Below are 17813 nucleotides of genomic sequence, written 5' to 3' on the forward strand. Positions count from 1 at the left end.
ATTCCCAAAATCAACCATCTGGAAATTGGAGTGCATTATGACTGACAGCACAGCTATGCCTGAAGACTGGAACAAATTGGCCAGGCCCGTGCCGGAGTGGTTCCAGAACGCGCCGTTCGGCATCTTCATCCACTGGGGCGCCTACTCCGTTCCCGCCTGGGCCGAACCCATCGGCGCCCTGGGCACCATCGAGGACCGCGAGTGGTTTACCCACAACCCTTATGCGGAGTGGTACTACAACACCATCCGCATTGACGGCAGTCCTGCCCAACAGCACCACCGGGACGTGTTCGGAGGCGAGGACTACGACGCCTTCCTGGACCAGTGGAAAGCAGAACAGTTCGATCCGGGGGACTGGGTGGAGCTGTTCAAATTCGCCGGTGCCGATTACGTGGTGCCCACCACGAAGCACCATGACGGCATCGCGCTCTGGGACGCTCCGGGAACAGGCGAACGGAACACGGTCCACCGCGGACCGCGCAGGGACCTGATCGGCGAAATCGCCCGGGCCGTGGGTGACAAGGGCCTGAAGCTGGGCCTGTACTATTCCGGCGGACTGGATTGGCATGTACGCCCCTTCCCGCCGCACGTCACCAGCGAAAGCGTCCACGACACTTCCCGCCCCAAGGACGCCGGCTACGCCGAATACGCCTACAACCACGTGGTGGACCTGATGGACAAGTATCGTCCAGACGTCCTGTGGAACGACATCGAATGGCCCGACGCCGGCAAGCACTTTGGCGAGTACGGGCTCGGCCGGCTGTTCGAGCACTTCTACTCGATCAGTCCGCAAGGCGTGGTGAACGACCGGTGGGGCGCCACCCACAAGGACTATGCCACCAGCGAGTACGAAGCGGCCAGGGAGAACGAGTCCGAATCCGAGTGGGAGAACTGCAGGGGCATCGGATTCTCCTTCGGCTACAACCAGGTGGAAGGACCGGAGCAGTCGCTGACCGGCCAGCAGTTGGCCCGCCAGCTCACGGACGTGGTCTCCCGCGGTGGCCACTTCCTGCTGAACGTGGGACCGCGGGCGGACGGCACCATTCCTGAGATCCAGCGCCAGGCCTTGACCGATCTTGGCCACTGGATGGCTTCCGCCAAGCAGTACCTCGTGGGTGCCCGTCCGCTTCAGGATGGAACCGTGGCAAGCAGCGACGACCCCTGGATCCGCTGGGTTGACCGCGGAACGGAAGCCGTGGCCTTCGTTGACTTGCTAGGCGGGGGAACGGAAGCCGCCTTGAAGCTGGACGCGGGCAGGTTCTCATTGTCACAAGCGTCAGCGGCGGGTGACGGCGGAACGGTCGAGGCCACCGTGGATGGACTCAAAGTCACCCTGTCGCCTGACCGAACCGGGCCGGCCATCGTCCGCGTCCCCAAGGCATAGTCCCGGAAGTGCATCGACGGCGGCGGGCAGCACCCGCCGCCGTCGTGCGTTACCTCAAAATCTATGGCTTAGGTGTACATCAGCGAGCCGGGCGTAGTGAGTTTTTCGCCGGTTTCCAGCCATGTCTTCAGGCCGGAGAGGATCATCGGCCAGCCGCCGTAAAGCTGTTCGTTGGCACCCTCGCGCAGGTCGCTGTGGGTGACGGTGAGGTGGCAGGAATCGCCGACCGGTTCGATCTCCCAGGTGATGGTGGACGTGCCCTCGGCCTTGACGTCCTCGCCCCACAGGGCGCGCATGGTCTGGACCAGGCGGCGCGGCGGGTCCACCTCCAGGTTTTCGCCTTCGCCGAGGGCCTCCCCGGCCTTCGGGTTGCCCATCACGAAGCGTCCGCCCGGTGACCAATCGGACTCGATGGTGTTGCCGAACTGGTACTTGCTGCGGATGTCGCTGTCCGTGATGGCTTCCCAGAGCCGTTCGGGCGTGGTCTTGATGTAGATCTCGAAGATTTTTTCCATGGGACTTTCCAATCTGGATTTGAGGTCGCTGAGGGCAGCGGCCCATGGTTCTGCGTATTTGCTGACCCAGCGGTCGTGGACCAGGCGGATGGGGACAGGATTGAGGAAGTGCAGCTTTTCCCGCCCCCGACGGCGGGTCACCACCAGGCCTGCGTCCTCCAGGATGCGGAGGTGCTTGGCGATCCCGAACCGGCTCATGCTGAACCGGGCTTCAAGGGCGCTCAGGGTTTGGCCGTCCTCGCGGTAGAGCTCATCGAGCAGGTCCCGGCGGGTGGGGTCGGAGAGTGCCTTGAACACGTCGTCCATGACAGCAATGATATGTGACCTAATAGTCACCTATCAAGGGGTTTTGCCTGCCTCAGTTGCGGGAGGCGAGGTTCCTGTCCCGCTCCTCGAACACCTCATCGCCTGGCCCGGTGAATGCGCGCGACCTCTCCACTGCCTCAATGGAGCCGGTGAACAGCTGCGATTCGTGCGGGTCCGCCGGGGGACGGGCACCGCCGGCCGGAGGCGAACCCAGCCCGCGCAGTGGTGCCCTGCGCCGTGTGGCCGTGCCGCCGTCGTCCGCCGCCTGCTCCCAGCGCTGGTGCGGGAGGGCTTCCGGATGGTTCTGCTGCAGGAACATGACCATTGTTTCCCGGACCAGGCAGCGCAAGTCGAAGAGCGCGGCGCTGTCCGCGGCGCTGACCAGGATCCGGACACGGACAAAGCCGCCGGTGGCATCGGTGATCTGCAGGACGCCCACGCGCTCGTCCCACAATTCGGTCTCCGCCAGGACGCGGCGCAGTTCGGTGCGCATGTCCTCCACAGGGGCGCGCCAATCGAGATCGAACTCCACGGTGCCCATGACCTCGGACTGGCGGCGCGTCCAGTTCTCGAACGGCGTGGTGGTGAAGTAGGTGGACGGCAGGATGAGCCGCCGGTCGTCCCAGAGGTGCACCACCACGTAGGTGAGGGTGATCTCCTCGATCCGGCCCCATTCCTTCTGCACCACCACCACGTCGTCCACGCGGATGGCATCGGTGAACGCCAGCTGCATGCCGGCAAAGACGTTCACCAGCGACGTCTGCGCGGCGAGGCCCGCAACGATGGAAATCACCCCGGCGGACGCCAGCAGCCCCGCGCCCAGCGCCTGGATGGCGGGGAAGGTCAGCATCGCGGTGCCGACGGCGAGCACCACCACCAGTGCCACGGCAATGCGCCGTGCCAGGATCATCTGCGTGCGCAGGCGCCGTGCCCGCCGGTTGTCCGCCACGTCCACGCTGTGCCGGTTCAGCACCACGGCTTCCACGATGAGCAGCACCGCGACGGCGAGCCAGGCGACCGCGCCGATGAGGGCGATCAGCAGGAGATGGTCGACGCCGGCGTGCCAGCTTTCGTTGTTGGCCGTGAGCCTGAGGGCAGCACGGACGCCCACCAGGCACAGTGCCAGCCGCAAGGGCTGCCGGGCCACCCGGGAGGTTGCCTGCAGCTCGGGCCGGTTCCGGTTCAGATGGAGGACCACCTTGCGGAGGAGCCAGGACAGGACCAGTCCGGCGGCCACCGCCACGGCGACGGCAAGGAAGGGTATGGCGCGGTTAAGTAGGTCTGGCATCCGTTAACCACTACCAACTTCGGCGGCAGGACCGAAATCGCGCCGGCGCCTTGGCGTGCCCCGCTTATGGCCCCAGCGGCAGCAGGAGCAAGGCAACGAGTGCCGGGACGGTGGCCGCGAGGGTTCCCGGCACACTCTCCCATTTACTTGGGTAGTGGCCCTGGATGTCGGCGAGCAGCATGGTGGGGGCGGTGAGGACCATGTTGGCGCAGCAGTAGACCACCAGTGTGTAGCCCACCACGAGCTGCCCGGCGTTGGCGGCAACCACTCCGGCGATCACCCCCAGCGCAATCACCAGGTTCCTGTAACCGGTGGGGATGGCCCACATCATCACTGCACGCACATTTTCCGGCGGCGTACTCAGGAACTTCTGAGCCCACCGGTGACGGCGGAGGAGGAAGCTCTCCACTGGAAACACGACGATGTAGATGGCTGCGGCGAGTACCGCGAAGACCTGCGCTGCGGCGTTCATGCTTGCAGCGTAGGGCTGCGCCTGCGGGCTGCTCCATCCCCGGATTGGGGGATCTTGGACGCCCACGCCGACGCTGGCGCCCGCGCTCGCACCGGAAGGCCGTTTGGCACGTGTTCATCTCCCCACCACGTGGGTAGCCTTGGGCCCATGCAGAAGATATCGATTGACGCGCTGGCCCGGCAGCAGCTCGAAGCAGCCATCGGCTCCCCGAACGGAAGGGCTGCGGACACGGTGTACGGGGGCCACGAAAAGATCCTCCGGCAGACGGTCATGGCGATGACCGCGGGAACGCAGCTGAGTGAGCACCAGAATCCGGGCGACGCCACGGTGTTCGTGATCCGGGGCTGCGTCAGCCTCCGCGCCGGCGGGGAATCCTGGCAGGGCAAGTCCGGCGACCTGCTGATCGTCCCGCCCGGTCTGCACAGCCTTCACGCAGAGGAGGACTCCACCTTCCTGTTCACGGTGGCCAAGCACCGGGACTGACCCCGGGTCAGGCCGGGTCCTTGACGGTGTCCTTCACCGGCCGGGGCTCCAGCCAGATGCGTTCACGGGGGCCCGGTGGGTAGGCGTAGCGCTTACCGGCAAGGGTGATCACCAGGGCGGCAACCACAGGAATCGCCGCCGCCGCCGGGACCAGCAGCGGGCCGCCAACCACCAGGGCCGCGGAGCCGTAAAGTGCCCCGACGGTGATGCCCAGCTGGATGGTCAGGACGGTGAGCCCGTTCGCGGCCTCACTGTATTCGCCGCCGGCCCGGAGGATCGCCGACTGGTTGTAAATGCCGATCGCGCCCAGGCCGGCTCCCCAAATGGTCATCAGCACCAGGGCCGCGGGCAGGTTCCCCACGGCGAGGGGCAGGAGGAACATCGATGCTGCGATGGCCGCCGTCGTGATGAGCAGCGAGCGGCGGGGACGCGAGTCCACGGTGAGTCCAGCGATCCAAATACCCAGCAGTCCGGACCCGCCCAGCACCGTGAGCGAGAGGCTGATGGCGTAGTCCGGCAGGGCCGCCTCGCGGATGAACGGCGCGATATAGGTGAACAGCGCGAAGTGGGCCAGGACCAGCAGCGGCCAGGCGGTGGCCACCGACTTCACGCCGGGCTGGCCGATGGCCCTGCGCAGTGACGGCCGGACCGAATCGGTAATGCGCCGGACGCGGGGAAGCAGCCAGAACGCCAGCACGGTCAGGACCACGCCGAACCCGGCGAGCACCAGGAACGCTGCGCGCCAGCCCAGGAATACGCCCAGGGCCGTACCCACCGGAGCGCCGATGGCCAGGCCCAGGCTGTTGCCGCTGAACACGATGGCCAAGGCCTTGCCCACCTTGTCCGCCGGGACCACGCGGGATACGAACGGCGCCATGGTGGTCCACAGCAGCCCATGCGCCAGCCCGCCCACCAAACGCGCGATCATCGCGGCGGTGAAATCCGGTGCGAGTCCCACCATCGCGTTGCTGAGCGCGAAGGTCAGGACCAGCCCAACCAGCAGGGCGTGGCGGGGAATCTTCCCCAGCAACCGGGCGGCCGGAACCACCGTGACAACAATGACGGCGGCGTAGGCGGCGGCAAGGTAGCCGGCCACCGGCTCGGACACTCCCAGGCCGGTGCTGATCTGGGGCAGCAGGCCGGACGGCAGGAGTTCAGTGGTGATGGCCGTAAAAGCGATGGTGGCGAGGACCACCATCGCGGCATACGGAAAACGGGCAGGTTCCGGCGCAGGGATCGCGGAAGACATGGGGGAAGCGTCCATTCAAGGGGGAGGGTGTGGAATGCGGCGCTGCTCGCCTGACAATTCCTCCCTTAAATTTACCGGATCGAAGGGTCTGTCACAGACATGACACGTTGTCCGGATCGTGCTCCCGCTCCTGCCGTGCGGGACCCGCTGCCAGGCTCCCCGAACCGGGTCCCCGGCCGTGGTCCCCGGCCGTGATCCCCGAACCGTGATTCCGGTCGGGAAGTCCTACCTGCGGCCGAAATCGGTGTCCGTGTACGACCCCGGCCGGCCGGACGCACTGCCTTGGCAGGTACAGGTGCCCTGCACTTCGATGCGCACCGCCGTCGGCCGCGCGGCGTCCAGGTGCAGGGTCACGGGCTCATGGTCCGCAGCGGCGACGCGCAGGAGTGATTCTTCGGGGGAGATGGCAGACATCGCTGTCCTTTCGGAAGGGGGTCGTTTTAGGGGATTGTTCAGGAGGACTGTTTCGGGGGGTAAGCCGGGGTCGTGCCGCCCGGGACGAAGTGCCGAATCAGCGGCCGGCTGATTCGCTGGCCTGCAGGGTTTGGTTAAGGCGTGTGTCCAGCAATCCTGCCGCGACCGCCGGTGCCAGCCCGGGGGCCAGCGGAAGGCGGGGGACCACCAGGCAGTGCCACAGGTGGTAGATGTCCGCCTTGCCTGACCATACGGTGGAGGAGACATTGCCGTTCTCGTCGAGTTCCTGCTTCCAGGACCCATGCTCGTAGTCGATGAACGAGTCACGGGCATGGTCCCAGATCCGCTCATACCAGTCCGCGTACTTCTGGTCCCCCGTGGCGATATAGAGGGCTGCCGCACCCCCGATTGCCTCGGCGGGCACCCAGCGGATGCGGGTGGTGACCACCGGCTTGCCCTCCCAGTCAACGGTGTACACAAAGCCGGGGTGGCCGTCCGGTTCCCAGGCGTCGCGGATGGCGGCGTCAAACAGGCCGCGCGCATCGTCGAGCAGCCAGGCCGGGACGTCCAGGCCGCGGGCTTCGAGCCCGGCACGGAGGTGGAGGAGCAGGCGCGCCCACTCAACCCAGTGGCCTGGGGTGCCGCCGTACGCCCGGAACTGGCTGGCCCGGTCATCGGTGTTGTACTCGGGCATGGGGTTCCACTCCGGGTCGAAGTGCTCGAACACCCGGTAGTTGTTGTTGCGGGCAAAGTTGTGGATGAGCACTTCGGCGATGTGCAGGGCCCGTTCGAGCCAGCGGTTCTCCCCGGTCACATCGGCCACAATGAGGTATGCCTCCACGGAATGCATGCTCGCGTTTCCGCCACGGTATGCCTCGGTTTCCGTGAATTCCCGGTTCCACGAGTCGAAACACATGTTGGCCTGGTGGTCCCAGAATTTGGTGTCAGCCACCCGGAGCGCCTCGTCCAGCAATTCGCGGGCCCCTGGCCGCCCTGCGGCGACGGCACTGGCAGCGGCGAGGAGCACGAAGGAATGCTGGTAGCCGGACTTCGTATCGTTCACGGGGCCGTTCGCGTCCACCTCGGCGTACCAGCCGCCGAACTCATCGTCGTGGAGGGGGCCGTTGAGCGCAGCGATGCCGTGGTCCACAAGGAGCGCGGCACCCGGCCTGCCCATCAGCGCGGCGACGGCGAAACTGTGCGTCATCCGGGCGGTGATCCACAGATGGGTGGGCTTGTCGGCGAACACCTTGCCGTAGTTGTCCAGCCAGCCGAATCCGGTGGGGACCTTGGAGGCCTCGGCAAAGCGGACCAGCCGGTCCGTCTCCACCTCAAGCCATCGTGCGTGGGCGGCACTGTCGAGCCACGTCATGTTAATTCCTCTCTCTGGTGCTGGTGCAGGTGAAAATGTCGGATCAGGCGACGGCATCGGATATGCCGCGGATGATGGTGGCGGCCGCGCCCAGGTAGGCCAGGACGATCAGCAGTATCTGCGCGGCGCGGGTGGGGACGTGCTTGGCGGCGAGGTCGCCGAGAACCAGGCCGGCCAGGCAGGCGAGGGCGACGGCGAGCCACATCGCCAGGGGCATCACGGGGAACGTCTGGGGCGCGGTGATCGCCTTGGAGATGAGCGAGAAGACGCCGATGGTGAAGAAGTACGGTTGCATCGTGGCCGCGAAGGACTTGTGCTGCCACCGGGTGGCGATGGAATACATGCTGACGGCTGGACCGCCCACTCCTGCCGCTGTGTTCATGAACCCGCTCAGGCTGCCGGCGGTGAGCAGGTACCGCCGGCGCGCCGGCAGCGTGGCGGACTTCAGGGCCAGCAGGATGGTCAGCCCGGCGGCGAGGATCACCCCGATGGAAATTTCCAGGACCGCCGCCGGGACCAGCCGGATCAGGAATGCGGCCGGGACAATGCCGAGCAGCGCCGAGGCCGCGAGCATCAGGTACCGCTTCCAGTCGATGTCCCGCACCACCCGGAAGATGATGGCGCCCGCCGTCACGGCGCCGCACACATTCACCAGCACTACTCCTTCCACCGGGCCCAGGAGCAGGACCAGGAATGGCGCGGCCACCAGGGCGAAGCCCATCCCGGTGATCCGCTGCATCCCGGCGCCCATGACGACGGCGCCCAGCACCAGTCCGGTGGTCAGCACTTACGGCCGCCAGGCCACGTACTGGACCTCCTCGAACTCTTCGAGGCCCAGGCTTGATCCTTCCCGGCCCAGGCCCGACTGCTTGGCGCCGCCCATGGGAGCGAAAGCAACGGAGGGCAGGGGATCGTTGACGCCCACGATGCCGGCTTCGAGGCGTTCGGGAATGTCCCAGCCGCGCTTGGCGCTGCTGGTCCACACGTAGGCAGCCAGGCCCATCTCGGTGGCGTTCGCCTTCCTGATGGCGTCCTCTTCGGAGGAGAAGGTGACGACGCCGGCCGCCGGGCCAAAGACTTCCTCGGTCACCAGGCGTGCGTCGTCCGGGACGTCCGTCAGCAGGGTGGGTGCCAGGAAGGACCCCTTGGCCGGGACGTCGGTGCGCTGGGTGACCTGCCGGGCGCCCCGGCTGAGTGCGTCGTCCACCAGGGACTGAACCGCGGCCACCCTTTCGGCGTCGATAACGGGACCGAGCTCCGGGACCGGTGCGCCGCCGTCGGGAACGCCGTGGCCAATGCTCATCGCATCAAAGCGGGCGGCCAGCTTCTGTGCAAACTCTTCCGCGATGCCCTCCTGGACCAGGAACCGGTTGGCGGCAACGCAGGACTGGCCCGTGTTGCGGAGCCGGCCCAGGACGGCACCGTCGACGGCGGCGTCCAAATCGGCGTCCTCGAACACGATGAAGGGTGCGTTGCCGCCCAGCTCCAGCAGTGGCCGGAGCACGCGTTCCGAGGCTGAGGCCATGATCTGCCGGCCCACGCCGGTGGATCCGGTGAAACTGACGGCCCTGACCGCGGGGTGGGACATCAGGGCGGCGGTGATGTCACGGGAGGGGCCGTGGACCACGTTGACCACGCCGGCGGGGAAGCCGGCGTCGTGCAGGACTTCGAACAGTCCCGTGGCAGCCAGCGGCGCCTTCTCAGACACCCGGCCCACCACCGTGCAGCCTGCGGCCAGCATCGCGGCGAGCTTCCGCGCCTGGATGGAGACCGGGAAGTTCCAGGGGGTGAGGCTGAGCGCCACTCCGATGGGTTTGCGCAGGCTCAGATGGCGGCGGCCACGCAGTTCAGGCGGGCTGACGGTGCCGGTGGCCCGGCGCGCCTCCTCCGCGAACCAGCGGAAGTACTCCACGGAGAAGTCCACCTCCCCCTGCGCTTCGGGAAGCCGTTTGCCGGCTTCGAGTGCCAGGGTGTGGGCCAGTTCGTCGCGGCGTTCTGCCAGGAGGTCGGCGGCGTTGCGGAGCAGGTCTGCCCGGTGGCGGACGGTGGAGCCGGACCAGGAATTGAAGGCCTCCGCGGCGGCGCCGGCGGCCTTGGTGGCATCGTCGGCCGTGCCCCAGGCCACCTCTCCCACGGTGGTGCCGTTGCCCGGGTCAATCACGTCCTTGGCGGTTCCGGAGGTGTGCCAGGTGCCGTTAATGAGGTGCCGGGCGGATTTGAGGTTCATGGATTGTGCCTTTCGTATGGCTGGGAAAAGATTCGGCAGTTCCGGGCGGCCGCCAAAGCCGGGCCCGGGGCCTGGTTCCTTATCCCTTGCTCGCGCCGGCGGTGATGCCGGCTACAAAGTAGCGCTGCAGGAAGACGTAGGCGATGACGACGGGCAGGGATGCCAGGATCACGCCGGCGAACAGCAGCGGGTAGTTGGTTTGGAACTCGCCCTGGAAACTCAGCAGAGCCAGCGGCAGGGTGCGGTTGCCGGGGGACTGGATGAACAGCAGCGGGTACAGCAACTCGTTCCAGTGGATGACGAACAGGAAGATGGCGGCTGCGGCGATGGAGGGCGCCGAGAGCGGCAGGGCGATGGAGAAGTAGGTCTTCCACGGTCCGCTGCCGTCGATGGAGCTGGCCTCGTAGAGTTCCTTGGGCAGGGTCCGCATGAACCCGCCCAGGATGAACACGGCGATGGGCAGCGTGGAGACCACGTTGGCCACGACCAGGCCGGCCAGGTTGTCCAGCAGGCCAAGCCGGCCGAAGAGCACATAGAGCGGCACCATGTTGGCCTGCGCCGGGATGGCCATGCCCAGGACCAGGAACCCGAAGATGGCCCACGCCATAAATCCCTTCAGCCGGGACACGGCGTATCCGGCCAGGCTGGCAAGGAACAGGGTGAGCGGCACGGAGATACCCGTGACGATCGCGCTGTTCATGAAGGATGAGCCCAGGTTCTGGCCGCCCACCACTTCCGCGAAGTTGTCGGCGGAGAGGGAGTGCGGCAGGCTGAATGGCCCGGCGAACAGTTCCTGCGTGGACTTGAAACTGCCGAACGCCACCACGGTCAGTGGAACGATGATGATGACCGCATAGATGGCCAGGATGGCGCGGCGGCTTAGTGAGGCGAGCATGCTGCTATTCCCCCTTCGGGGTCAGCCGGAGCAGTCGGCGCTGAAGCCAGGTGACCAGGGCGATCATCGCCATGAAGATGATCGACTGGGCGGCGGCGTAGCCGAACTCCGAGTTGGCAAAGGTGCTGTAAATGCGGGTGGACAGGATGTCCAGGGCAGCCTTGGGCGGGTTGCCCGCGATACCGAGGATCAGGTCGAATGCCTTGAACGACTGGACGGTGGTGTAGGCCACCACAATGGACGTGGCCGGGGCCACGAATGGCCAGGTGATGGACTTGAACTGCTGCCACTTGTTGGCGCCGTCCATTTCGGCTGCTTCGTAGAGTTCCCTGGGGATGGCCTGCAGCCCCGCGATATAGACCACCATCATCTGGCCGGAATGGAACCACACCTGGGTGACAGCAACCCAGTAGAGGGCCTGGGCGTCATTGCCGAGGTAGGCCCCGCCGTCCACCCCCACGGTTCTGAGGACCGAGTTGGCCAGGCCGAAATTGGGGTCGTAGATGAACTTCCAGATGAAGGCCACGGACACCGAGGACAGGATGGTGGGGAAGAAGAACAGGGCGCGGAGCAGGATGCTGCCGCGTGAGTTCCGGGTGAGGAGCAGTGCCAGGACCAGCGAGAACGCCGTTTGGGCGATGACCACCAGCAGCACGAACTTCAGGTTGTTGGTCAGGGCATTGGTGAACAGCGAGTCCTTGGTGAACGCACGGATGAAGTTGTCCAGGCCCACGTAGTTGAAGGCCGCCGAGAAGCCGTTCCAGTCCGTGATGGCGTACTGGAAGGCCTGCAGCGTGGGCATCACCAGGAAGAAGGCGACGACGGCGACGGCGGGCAGTGGGAAGAGGTACAGTGCCGGATTCACCCGGGTGGGGGAGCGCCGGCGCACCTTGGGGGCGTTGGCGGAGGTTTGGCTCTCCGGCGCCTTGCCCTTGGCTGCGGTTCCGGGATGGATGCTCATAGCCGTTCATCAACAATCTTCTGGGCGGCGGCGGCTGCCTGTTCCGGGCTGGTGCCGGAGATGACGGCCGTGGCACTGGCCTCCACCGCATTGCGGACGTCGAGGTTCTGGAACTGGAAGCGGGCTGCGAGCGCGGTCTTCTTCTGCAGCCAGGGGCTCAGCCGCTTCAGGTCCGGGTTGGTGTACTCCACCTTGTCCACGGACACGTGCTGGGCGGTCTGGTTGGCGTAGTAGCCGGCGTTTTCGGGCTCGGAGAGGAAATCGATCCAGGCTGCCGCGGCGGCCTGGTTCTTGCTGGCCGAGTTGACGCCGAGGATGAACGTGGCGTTGTAGGCGCCCTCGTATTTGCCGTTGCCGTCGGAAGTGGTGTTGGGGAACACCAGGTCGATGGGGAACTTGGCGCCGAGTCCCCGCACGGCGGCGATGTGGTAGGAGCCGGTGGCCAGCATGGCAGCCTTGCCCTGGGAGAACAGGTTCTGGGCCGGTTCCACGGCGGTGCCGGTGGCGTTGGGCTGAACGAAGGGCTTCAGGTCCTTGTACTGGTTAAGCATCTTGATGAACCAGTCGTCGGTGCACTTGAGCTTGCCCTGTTCGATTTGGGCGCACATGTCGTCAACGGGGGCGTTGTTGGCAATCATGCAGTTGAACAGCTGGCCGCCGTTTCCGACATCGCCGCCCGGCCAGGAGATGGGGATGACACCGGCGGAGGCCAGCTTCTCGCACATGCCCAGGAACGCATCCCAGTTCTTGGGGGCGATCTCCGCACCGGCCTTGTCAAAGAGATCCACGTTGGCCATGGGCATGGGGAACACCACCTGGTAGGGCAGGCCCAGTTGGCTGTCGCCGTTCCGGCCCGCGGACAGCAGCCCCTTCTGGTAGTTGCCCACCGCCTTGCTGTCCTTGAGGTCGGTGTAGATGCCGGCTTCGGTGAAGTTCTTGAACTGGGCGCCGCGGAAGGTGGCAAAAGCGTCGCCGATCGAGCCGCCGCGCAGCTTCTGGAGGGCCTGGGCGTTGTAGTCGTTGGAGGTGGAGATGTCCTGGGCAACCTCCACGCCGTTGTGCTGGGCGGCGAAGCGCTTGATGAGTTCGTCGAACACGGCCTTGTCCTCGCCGCGCCAGTGGGCGAACGACACCCTGCCGGTCACGGCGCCGGTGGAGGGTGCCGCCGGTCCGGTGGCACCGCCGGGTTTGGTGGAACCGCCGGGCCCGGCGCACGCTGCCGCAGCGGCGCCGAAGCCCATGGCTCCCAGAAGGGCGACTGCCTGCCTGCGTGAAATCTGACTCACAATAATCTCCTCGTTGAGTGTTTGGTGTGCCTTGTTTGCTTACTGCGGAAAGGGTGTGCCCCGGTCAGGACGTTGGTGCGCGCCACTTATGGCTACGCGTGCGTCCTCTGCGCGGAGACGACGTCGTCAACGACGGCGCAGAGGCGGTGCAGCCGGCGGACGGCGTCGGTGGAGAGGGATTCGACGACGTCGGGGGCACCGATGCAGGATGCCCAAACGGCGCGTCCGGAGAGGAAGCCGCTGGCGCCTTCCAGGCAGGCCCACCGAACGGCATCCGGGAAGACGTCCTCGGGGACGCCGGAGGACAGGACCACCCAGGGGCCGTCGATGGCCTTGGTCAGTTCGGCGCAGGCGGCGCGGACCTGGTCTTCGGGGGCTTGGCCGTGGAAGGGGACCTCCGCTTTGTAGAGGTCGGCGCCCAGGCTTCCGAGTTCCTTGGCTGCGGCCAGGATGCCGGCATCCCAGTCAAAGTCGCCGCCTGCCAGGGGCTTGCGGGAGACGGGCTCGATGATGCTGATCAGTCCGGCGGACCGGCAGCTTTCCACGAATTCACGGACCATGGCCACACGGCCTTCGGCGGGCTCGTCCGGGCGGTAGAGGACCAGCAGCTTGAGGGCCTTCACGCCCAGGGCCGCGTACTTCTGCGGATCCACCAGCCGGTCGATGGTGACCTCGCCAACGAGCTCGCCGTGGGCGGATTCGAAGTGGTCGGCGGAGGCGATGAGCCCGCAGTTGGGGTCCACGACGCCGGCTTCGATGGCCTGGTCCAGGGCGAACTGACGGTCGATCAGGATGCCGGAGGCGTACGGGGTCAGGATCCGGGCCGCTTCAAGCTTGAAGTCGCGCAGGTCCTGGTCCGTGACGGGCTGGTCGGTGTGTTCGGCGAACATGTTCCGCATGGCTTCGCGCTGGTCCACGGCCAGCATGGCGAAGGCGCCTGAGGGGCGCTGGAGCGGGGAGAGGTCGGTATGGCTCATGGGGTGGCTTCTTTCGGTGGTCAGTTGGAGGCTGGGACAAGATTGACGGTTTGGTGCGGGATGGCGGACCGGCCGTCCAGTCCGCCGCAGGAGGCGGAGGCGGTGCGCCCGGCGAATACGGCGGCTTCCACCAGTGGAAGTCCGGCAGCGACGGCGGCGAGCAGGGCGCCGTGGTAGACGTCGCCGGCGCCGAGGGTGGACACGATGGTGGCGGGCGTGGCCGGGACGTGGACGGGTTCGGCGCCGCGTTCCAAAACCCAGGCACCTTCGGAGCCGGCGGTGGCGACGACGGCGGAGGCGCCGTCGTCAATTGCCTTCCGGAGCAGCGACTCAGGGGAGAGGTCCTCGCCGTATTCTGCGCGGAGCCTTTCGATGGTGGGGACGTACAGGGCCACGCCGCGGGGGCTGAAGGCGGGGATGGGGTTGCCGGCGTCCACGCTGATGGCCAGGCCGGCCGGCCGCGCGGGGGCATTGGCCACCGCGTTCCAGCCCAGGTGGTCCGTGTGGACCCAGGCCGCTGACTGGAGCAGTTCGGAGAAGCGGCTGTCCCCGGGGAAGCTGACCGGCGGGACCGGACGGGTGACGATGGCCCGGCTTTCGGTGGCCCTGCTGACCACGATCACGCTGGCACCGGTCTTGACGCCGGCGTCGCGAATCACGGCGGAGGTGTCCACGCCTTCTGCCTGAAGGCCGCTGACGATGCGGTCCCCTTCTTCGTCGGTTCCCAGGACGCCGGCAAAGGCCGTCCTGGCTCCGGCGCGGGCGGCCGCTACGGCTGCCGTGGCGGCGGGTCCGCCGCCCGCCGTGGCAAAGTCCGTGGCTACGGTGCGGCTGTCCGCGGCAGGGTAGTCCTGCACCAGGGCGATGGCGTCAAGAGTGGCGCAGCCTACGAAGAGCAGGGTTCCGGTTGACGGTTGGGGCACGTTCCACCTCGTTGTAGTTCCGGCTGATACTGAAGAAATATACACACAGCATGTTGGAAAAACAACACTTTCTGTATAGTTGTGTTTGGGATGCAACGCCGTGGTCCCGCCCACTCAACGTAGAGAAACGGAGCAGCTCATGTCATTGCCTACTGCGGAATCGGTCCGGACCATCCGGTATGGCCTCATTGGAGCGGGCCATATGGCACGCGAACACGTCCGGAACCTTGCCCTGATCCCGGGAAGCCGCATCACCGCAGTCTCGGATCCCACACCCTCTTCACTGGAAGAGACGGTGAAGGAGATCGGCCATGAGGTGCGGACTTTCCCTTCCCACCAGGAGTTGCTGGCCTCGGGCCTGGTGGACGCGCTGGTGATCGCCAGCCCCAACGACACCCACCTGGGCATCCTCAAGGACATCTTCGCCAGCGGCACCAACCTTCCGGTCCTCGTGGAGAAGCCGGTGTGCACCACGGCGGAGCAGGCGGACGAACTGGAGGCGCTGGCCGGCAGCTACCCGGCCCCGGTGTGGGTGGCCATGGAATACCGGTACATGCCGCCGGTCCAGGAGATCATCCAGGCGGCGCATGGCGGCAGGCTGGGCAACATCCACATGCTCTCCATCGTGGAGCACCGCTTTCCGTTCCTGCACAAGGTGGATGCGTGGAACCGCTTTGCGGAACGGACCGGCGGGACGCTGGTGGAAAAGTGCTGCCACTTCTTTGACCTGATGCGCCTGATCCTGCAGGACGAGCCCGTACGCGTCTTGGCCAGCGGCGGCCACGACGTGAACCACATGGATGAGGTCTACGACGGCCGGGTGTCGGACATGTTGGACAACGCCTATGTGATCGTCGATTTCAAGGGCGGCCGCCGCGCCATGCTGGAGCTGTCCATGTTCGCCGAGGGATCCAAGTTCCAGGAACGCATCTCCATTGTTGGGGATGCTGCCAAGATTGAAACCCTCATCCCGGTGGCCGCCAACCACTGGATTCCCGGTGACCACGCTGAAGCGACGGTTGAATTCAGCCCACGGTCCCCGCTGGGTCCCGAAAAGCACGAGGTTCCGGTGGATGAGGCTGTCCTGGCGGCCGGCGCGCACCACGGCTCCACCTACTATGAGCACCAGGGCTTCCGGAAGGCCATCCTGGGCGAGGGGCCGGTGGAAGTCACCATTGCGGACGGACTGCGGTCCGTACGCATGGGCCTGGCCGCCGAACGCTCTATTACGGAAGGACGCCCCGTTGAGCTTGGCAATGCCGCCCTCGGGGTACGTTCATAAGAAGATACATGTTGGAATTGCAACATCCCGCCAGGCTCCTGCCCGGCGCACGGGGGAGGGAGAACAGCCAATGGGCACCGCAGATAAAGAGGCGCCGCTGACACCCCGCCAGCGCACCATCCTCGATGAGCTGGGCCGCCGGGGGTTCATTTCAACAAATGATCTGGCGGAGACCTTTGCCGTCTCCGACATGACGGTGCGGAGGGACACCCGGGTGCTGTCCAAGCGCGGACTGGCCCGGGTGGTCCACGGCGGCGTCAGCGCCGTGGACGGTCATGGCCAGAACGCGAACTTCGCCGCGCGCGTCCGGGAGGACGCGGACGCGAAGCTTCGGGTGGCCAGGGTGTGCCTCTCGATGATTGGCGAACGGGATGCCATCATCCTTGATGCCGGCACCACGACGTACCAGATCGCGCAGGAACTGCCCACGTCGTTCACCGGCACCATCATCACGCACTCCGCGCCCGCCATCCAGCGCTGCCTGCAGCTGACGGCGGCGCGCACCATCTGCCTGGGCGGGGAGCTGCTGCTGGACAGCCAGGCGTTCAACGGACCGATGACCGTCAGCGCCGCCTCCGGGCTCCGTGCCAAGACAGCCTTTATTGGCGTCAGCGGCATCCATGACGAGGCGTTCTATATTGAGCGCGACGTGGAGCGCGCCACTAAGATCGCCCTTATGAATTCAGCGGAACAGGTAGTGGTGGTGGCAACCCACCAGAAGATGCTGCGGTACGCGCTGGCGCGGCTGGCGGCGTTCGACGCGGTGGACATCCTGGTCACGGACGCTCCGCCGCCGCGGGAGATCGAGACAGCCCTGCGCGCCGCCAACGTCAAGCTGATGGTTGCCGCATGACGGCCCGCCTGCGCGTGTGCCTGCCGTCCCGGGACCTGCTGGACGCACTGGCGCCGATTGACGGCGTCGACTTTGTCCTGTGGGACCTCACCGGGCCGGCGCCGGACGGCCGGCTGGATCTGCTGGTGCCCGGCTACATGGGCAAACCGGCGGCGCTCGCCGCACTGGAGGGCGTGGACGTCGGCCTGGTGCAGAGCCAGTCCATCGGGTACGACGGCGTCGCCTCGGTGCTGCCCGCCGGCGTCACCTTCGCCAACGCGGCGGGAGTCCATGAAACCTCGACGGCGGAGCTCGCCGTGGGGATGATGGTTGCTTCCCAGCGCGGCATTCCGGACTTTGTCCGGAACCAGGAAACCGGTACGTGGGACAACAGCCAGCGGCCCAGCCTGGCGGACCGGCGCGTGCTGCTGGTGGGTTACGGGGGAGTGGGCAACGCCATCGAGGCCCGGCTCCTGCCGTTCGAAACCGACGTCACCCGGATGGCCAGCCGCGCCCGCGACGATGAGCGCGGGACCATCCTCGGGATCGATTCGCTGTACCAGCAGCTGCCGCTGCACGAGGTTGTGGTGGTCAGCGTCCCCCTGGGCGAAGACACCAGGCAGTTGGTGGATGCGAAGTTCCTGGCGGCCATGCCGGACGGGGCCCTGCTGGTCAACGTGGCCCGCGGCCCTGTGGCGGATACCGGGGCCTTGCTGGCAGAGACCGCAAGCGGACGGCTCCGGGCCGCGCTGGACGTCACCGATCCGGAGCCGCTGCCCGCCGACCATCCGCTCTGGACCACTCCCGGCGTGCTCATCACACCGCACGTGGGCGGCGCCAGTTCGGCCATGTTCCCCCGGATGGTCCGGTTGCTCAGGAAGCAGATCGGGCTGCTGTTGGAGGGCAAGGACCCGGTGAACGTGGTCCTCCCTTAACCGCGGCGGTTC

The 17813-nt window shown here is 66.6% G+C and carries 18 protein-coding genes; 5 read left to right on the forward strand and 13 right to left on the reverse strand.

Annotated elements, in window-relative coordinates; translation table 11 throughout:
- The first annotated feature begins 37 nt into the window (after nucleotides 1-37).
- A complete protein-coding gene (locus tag ACEN9K_RS05920) occupies nucleotides 38-1384 on the forward strand; it encodes an alpha-L-fucosidase (protein ID WP_495635346.1) in 1347 nt (448 codons plus the stop codon).
- 68 nt (nucleotides 1385-1452) lie between these two features.
- Here the strand turns inward: ACEN9K_RS05920 and ACEN9K_RS05925 are convergent, their stop codons facing one another.
- From ACEN9K_RS05925 to ACEN9K_RS05935, 3 genes are all read right to left on the reverse strand, one after another.
- A complete protein-coding gene (locus ACEN9K_RS05925; RefSeq protein WP_142074042.1) occupies nucleotides 1453-2205 on the reverse strand; it encodes an ArsR/SmtB family transcription factor in 753 nt (250 codons plus the stop codon).
- A gap of 52 nt (nucleotides 2206-2257) precedes the next feature.
- A complete protein-coding gene (locus ACEN9K_RS05930; protein ID WP_488315014.1) occupies nucleotides 2258-3493 on the reverse strand; it encodes a mechanosensitive ion channel family protein in 1236 nt (411 codons plus the stop codon).
- 64 nt (nucleotides 3494-3557) lie between these two features.
- A complete protein-coding gene (locus ACEN9K_RS05935) occupies nucleotides 3558-3965 on the reverse strand; it encodes a DUF1304 family protein (RefSeq protein ID WP_488315013.1) in 408 nt (135 codons plus the stop codon).
- A gap of 147 nt (nucleotides 3966-4112) precedes the next feature.
- Between ACEN9K_RS05935 and ACEN9K_RS05940 the strand changes: the two genes are divergently transcribed.
- Nucleotides 4113-4448, forward strand: coding sequence for a cupin domain-containing protein (locus tag ACEN9K_RS05940; RefSeq protein WP_018771358.1), 336 nt, complete (start codon nucleotides 4113-4115; stop codon nucleotides 4446-4448).
- A 7-nt stretch (nucleotides 4449-4455) separates the two neighbouring features.
- On the opposite strand, the gene ACEN9K_RS05945 is transcribed toward ACEN9K_RS05940, so the two are convergent.
- From ACEN9K_RS05945 to ACEN9K_RS05990, 10 genes are all read right to left on the reverse strand, one after another.
- A complete protein-coding gene (locus ACEN9K_RS05945; RefSeq protein WP_495635347.1) occupies nucleotides 4456-5697 on the reverse strand; it encodes an MFS transporter in 1242 nt (413 codons plus the stop codon).
- Nucleotides 5698-5922: 225 nt separating this feature from the next.
- Nucleotides 5923-6111 carry a hypothetical protein gene (locus tag ACEN9K_RS05950; protein ID WP_018771356.1) on the reverse strand — a complete coding sequence of 63 codons (189 nt, stop codon included), beginning with the start codon at nucleotides 6109-6111 and terminating at the stop codon, nucleotides 5923-5925.
- 97 nt (nucleotides 6112-6208) lie between these two features.
- Entirely contained in the window at nucleotides 6209-7483 is a 1275-nt protein-coding gene (locus tag ACEN9K_RS05955) for an AGE family epimerase/isomerase (RefSeq protein WP_495635348.1), read from the reverse strand.
- Between the two features lie 43 nt (nucleotides 7484-7526).
- Entirely contained in the window at nucleotides 7527-8270 is a 744-nt protein-coding gene (locus tag ACEN9K_RS05960; protein ID WP_134165925.1) for a sulfite exporter TauE/SafE family protein, read from the reverse strand.
- Nucleotides 8271-9710, reverse strand: a complete 1440-nt coding sequence (locus ACEN9K_RS05965) for an NAD-dependent succinate-semialdehyde dehydrogenase (protein WP_495635349.1) — start codon at nucleotides 9708-9710, stop codon at nucleotides 8271-8273.
- A gap of 79 nt (nucleotides 9711-9789) precedes the next feature.
- On the reverse strand, nucleotides 9790-10605 hold the full coding sequence (locus ACEN9K_RS05970) for a carbohydrate ABC transporter permease (RefSeq protein WP_018771352.1): 816 nt from the start codon (nucleotides 10603-10605) through the stop codon (nucleotides 9790-9792).
- 4 nt (nucleotides 10606-10609) lie between these two features.
- Nucleotides 10610-11566, reverse strand: coding sequence for a carbohydrate ABC transporter permease (locus ACEN9K_RS05975; protein WP_018771351.1), 957 nt, complete (start codon nucleotides 11564-11566; stop codon nucleotides 10610-10612).
- Nucleotides 11563-12852 (reverse strand): ABC transporter substrate-binding protein, encoded by a 1290-nt coding sequence (locus tag ACEN9K_RS05980; RefSeq protein WP_144601326.1) that lies wholly within the window; start codon nucleotides 12850-12852, stop codon nucleotides 11563-11565. The genes ACEN9K_RS05975 and ACEN9K_RS05980 overlap by 4 nt, the downstream gene beginning before the upstream one ends.
- 92 nt (nucleotides 12853-12944) lie before the next feature.
- Nucleotides 12945-13829, reverse strand: coding sequence for an aldolase (locus tag ACEN9K_RS05985; protein ID WP_495635350.1), 885 nt, complete (start codon nucleotides 13827-13829; stop codon nucleotides 12945-12947).
- A 20-nt stretch (nucleotides 13830-13849) separates the two neighbouring features.
- Nucleotides 13850-14752 (reverse strand): PfkB family carbohydrate kinase, encoded by a 903-nt coding sequence (locus ACEN9K_RS05990; RefSeq protein WP_018771348.1) that lies wholly within the window; start codon nucleotides 14750-14752, stop codon nucleotides 13850-13852.
- Nucleotides 14753-14891: 139 nt separating this feature from the next.
- Between ACEN9K_RS05990 and ACEN9K_RS05995 the strand changes: the two genes are divergently transcribed.
- The 3 genes from ACEN9K_RS05995 (at nucleotide 14892) to ACEN9K_RS06005 (ending at nucleotide 17801) form a co-directional block, all read left to right on the forward strand.
- On the forward strand, nucleotides 14892-16034 hold the full coding sequence (locus tag ACEN9K_RS05995; protein WP_495635351.1) for a Gfo/Idh/MocA family protein: 1143 nt from the start codon (nucleotides 14892-14894) through the stop codon (nucleotides 16032-16034).
- A gap of 70 nt (nucleotides 16035-16104) precedes the next feature.
- Nucleotides 16105-16887, forward strand: coding sequence for a DeoR/GlpR family DNA-binding transcription regulator (locus ACEN9K_RS06000; RefSeq protein WP_018771346.1), 783 nt, complete (start codon nucleotides 16105-16107; stop codon nucleotides 16885-16887).
- Nucleotides 16884-17801, forward strand: a complete 918-nt coding sequence (locus ACEN9K_RS06005) for a 2-hydroxyacid dehydrogenase (protein ID WP_495635352.1) — start codon at nucleotides 16884-16886, stop codon at nucleotides 17799-17801. The genes ACEN9K_RS06000 and ACEN9K_RS06005 overlap by 4 nt, the downstream gene beginning before the upstream one ends.
- Nucleotides 17802-17813 lie beyond the last annotated feature (12 nt).

The sequence above is a fragment of the Pseudarthrobacter sp. Pseusp20 genome (assembly GCF_059492155.1).

Bases quoted from the DNA above. Each gene is read 5' to 3' on its own strand.
- ACEN9K_RS05995 (WP_495635351.1), top strand. From the start codon at position 14,892: ATGTCATTGCCTACTGCGGAATCGGTCCGGACCATCCGGTATGGCCTC.
- ACEN9K_RS05950 (WP_018771356.1), bottom strand. From the start codon at position 6,111: ATGTCTGCCATCTCCCCCGAAGAATCACTCCTGCGCGTCGCCGCTGCG.
- ACEN9K_RS05930 (WP_488315014.1), bottom strand. From the start codon at position 3,493: ATGCCAGACCTACTTAACCGCGCCATACCCTTCCTTGCCGTCGCCGTG.
- ACEN9K_RS06000 (WP_018771346.1), top strand. From the start codon at position 16,105: ATGGGCACCGCAGATAAAGAGGCGCCGCTGACACCCCGCCAGCGCACC.
- ACEN9K_RS05965 (WP_495635349.1), bottom strand. From the start codon at position 9,710: ATGAACCTCAAATCCGCCCGGCACCTCATTAACGGCACCTGGCACACC.
- ACEN9K_RS05955 (WP_495635348.1), bottom strand. From the start codon at position 7,483: ATGACGTGGCTCGACAGTGCCGCCCACGCACGATGGCTTGAGGTGGAG.
- ACEN9K_RS05970 (WP_018771352.1), bottom strand. From the start codon at position 10,605: ATGCTCGCCTCACTAAGCCGCCGCGCCATCCTGGCCATCTATGCGGTC.
- ACEN9K_RS05920 (WP_495635346.1), top strand. From the start codon at position 38: ATGACTGACAGCACAGCTATGCCTGAAGACTGGAACAAATTGGCCAGG.
- ACEN9K_RS05925 (WP_142074042.1), bottom strand. From the start codon at position 2,205: ATGGACGACGTGTTCAAGGCACTCTCCGACCCCACCCGCCGGGACCTG.
- ACEN9K_RS05975 (WP_018771351.1), bottom strand. From the start codon at position 11,566: ATGAGCATCCATCCCGGAACCGCAGCCAAGGGCAAGGCGCCGGAGAGC.
- ACEN9K_RS05935 (WP_488315013.1), bottom strand. From the start codon at position 3,965: ATGAACGCCGCAGCGCAGGTCTTCGCGGTACTCGCCGCAGCCATCTAC.
- ACEN9K_RS05940 (WP_018771358.1), top strand. From the start codon at position 4,113: ATGCAGAAGATATCGATTGACGCGCTGGCCCGGCAGCAGCTCGAAGCA.
- ACEN9K_RS06005 (WP_495635352.1), top strand. From the start codon at position 16,884: ATGACGGCCCGCCTGCGCGTGTGCCTGCCGTCCCGGGACCTGCTGGAC.
- ACEN9K_RS05945 (WP_495635347.1), bottom strand. From the start codon at position 5,697: ATGTCTTCCGCGATCCCTGCGCCGGAACCTGCCCGTTTTCCGTATGCC.
- ACEN9K_RS05985 (WP_495635350.1), bottom strand. From the start codon at position 13,829: ATGAGCCATACCGACCTCTCCCCGCTCCAGCGCCCCTCAGGCGCCTTC.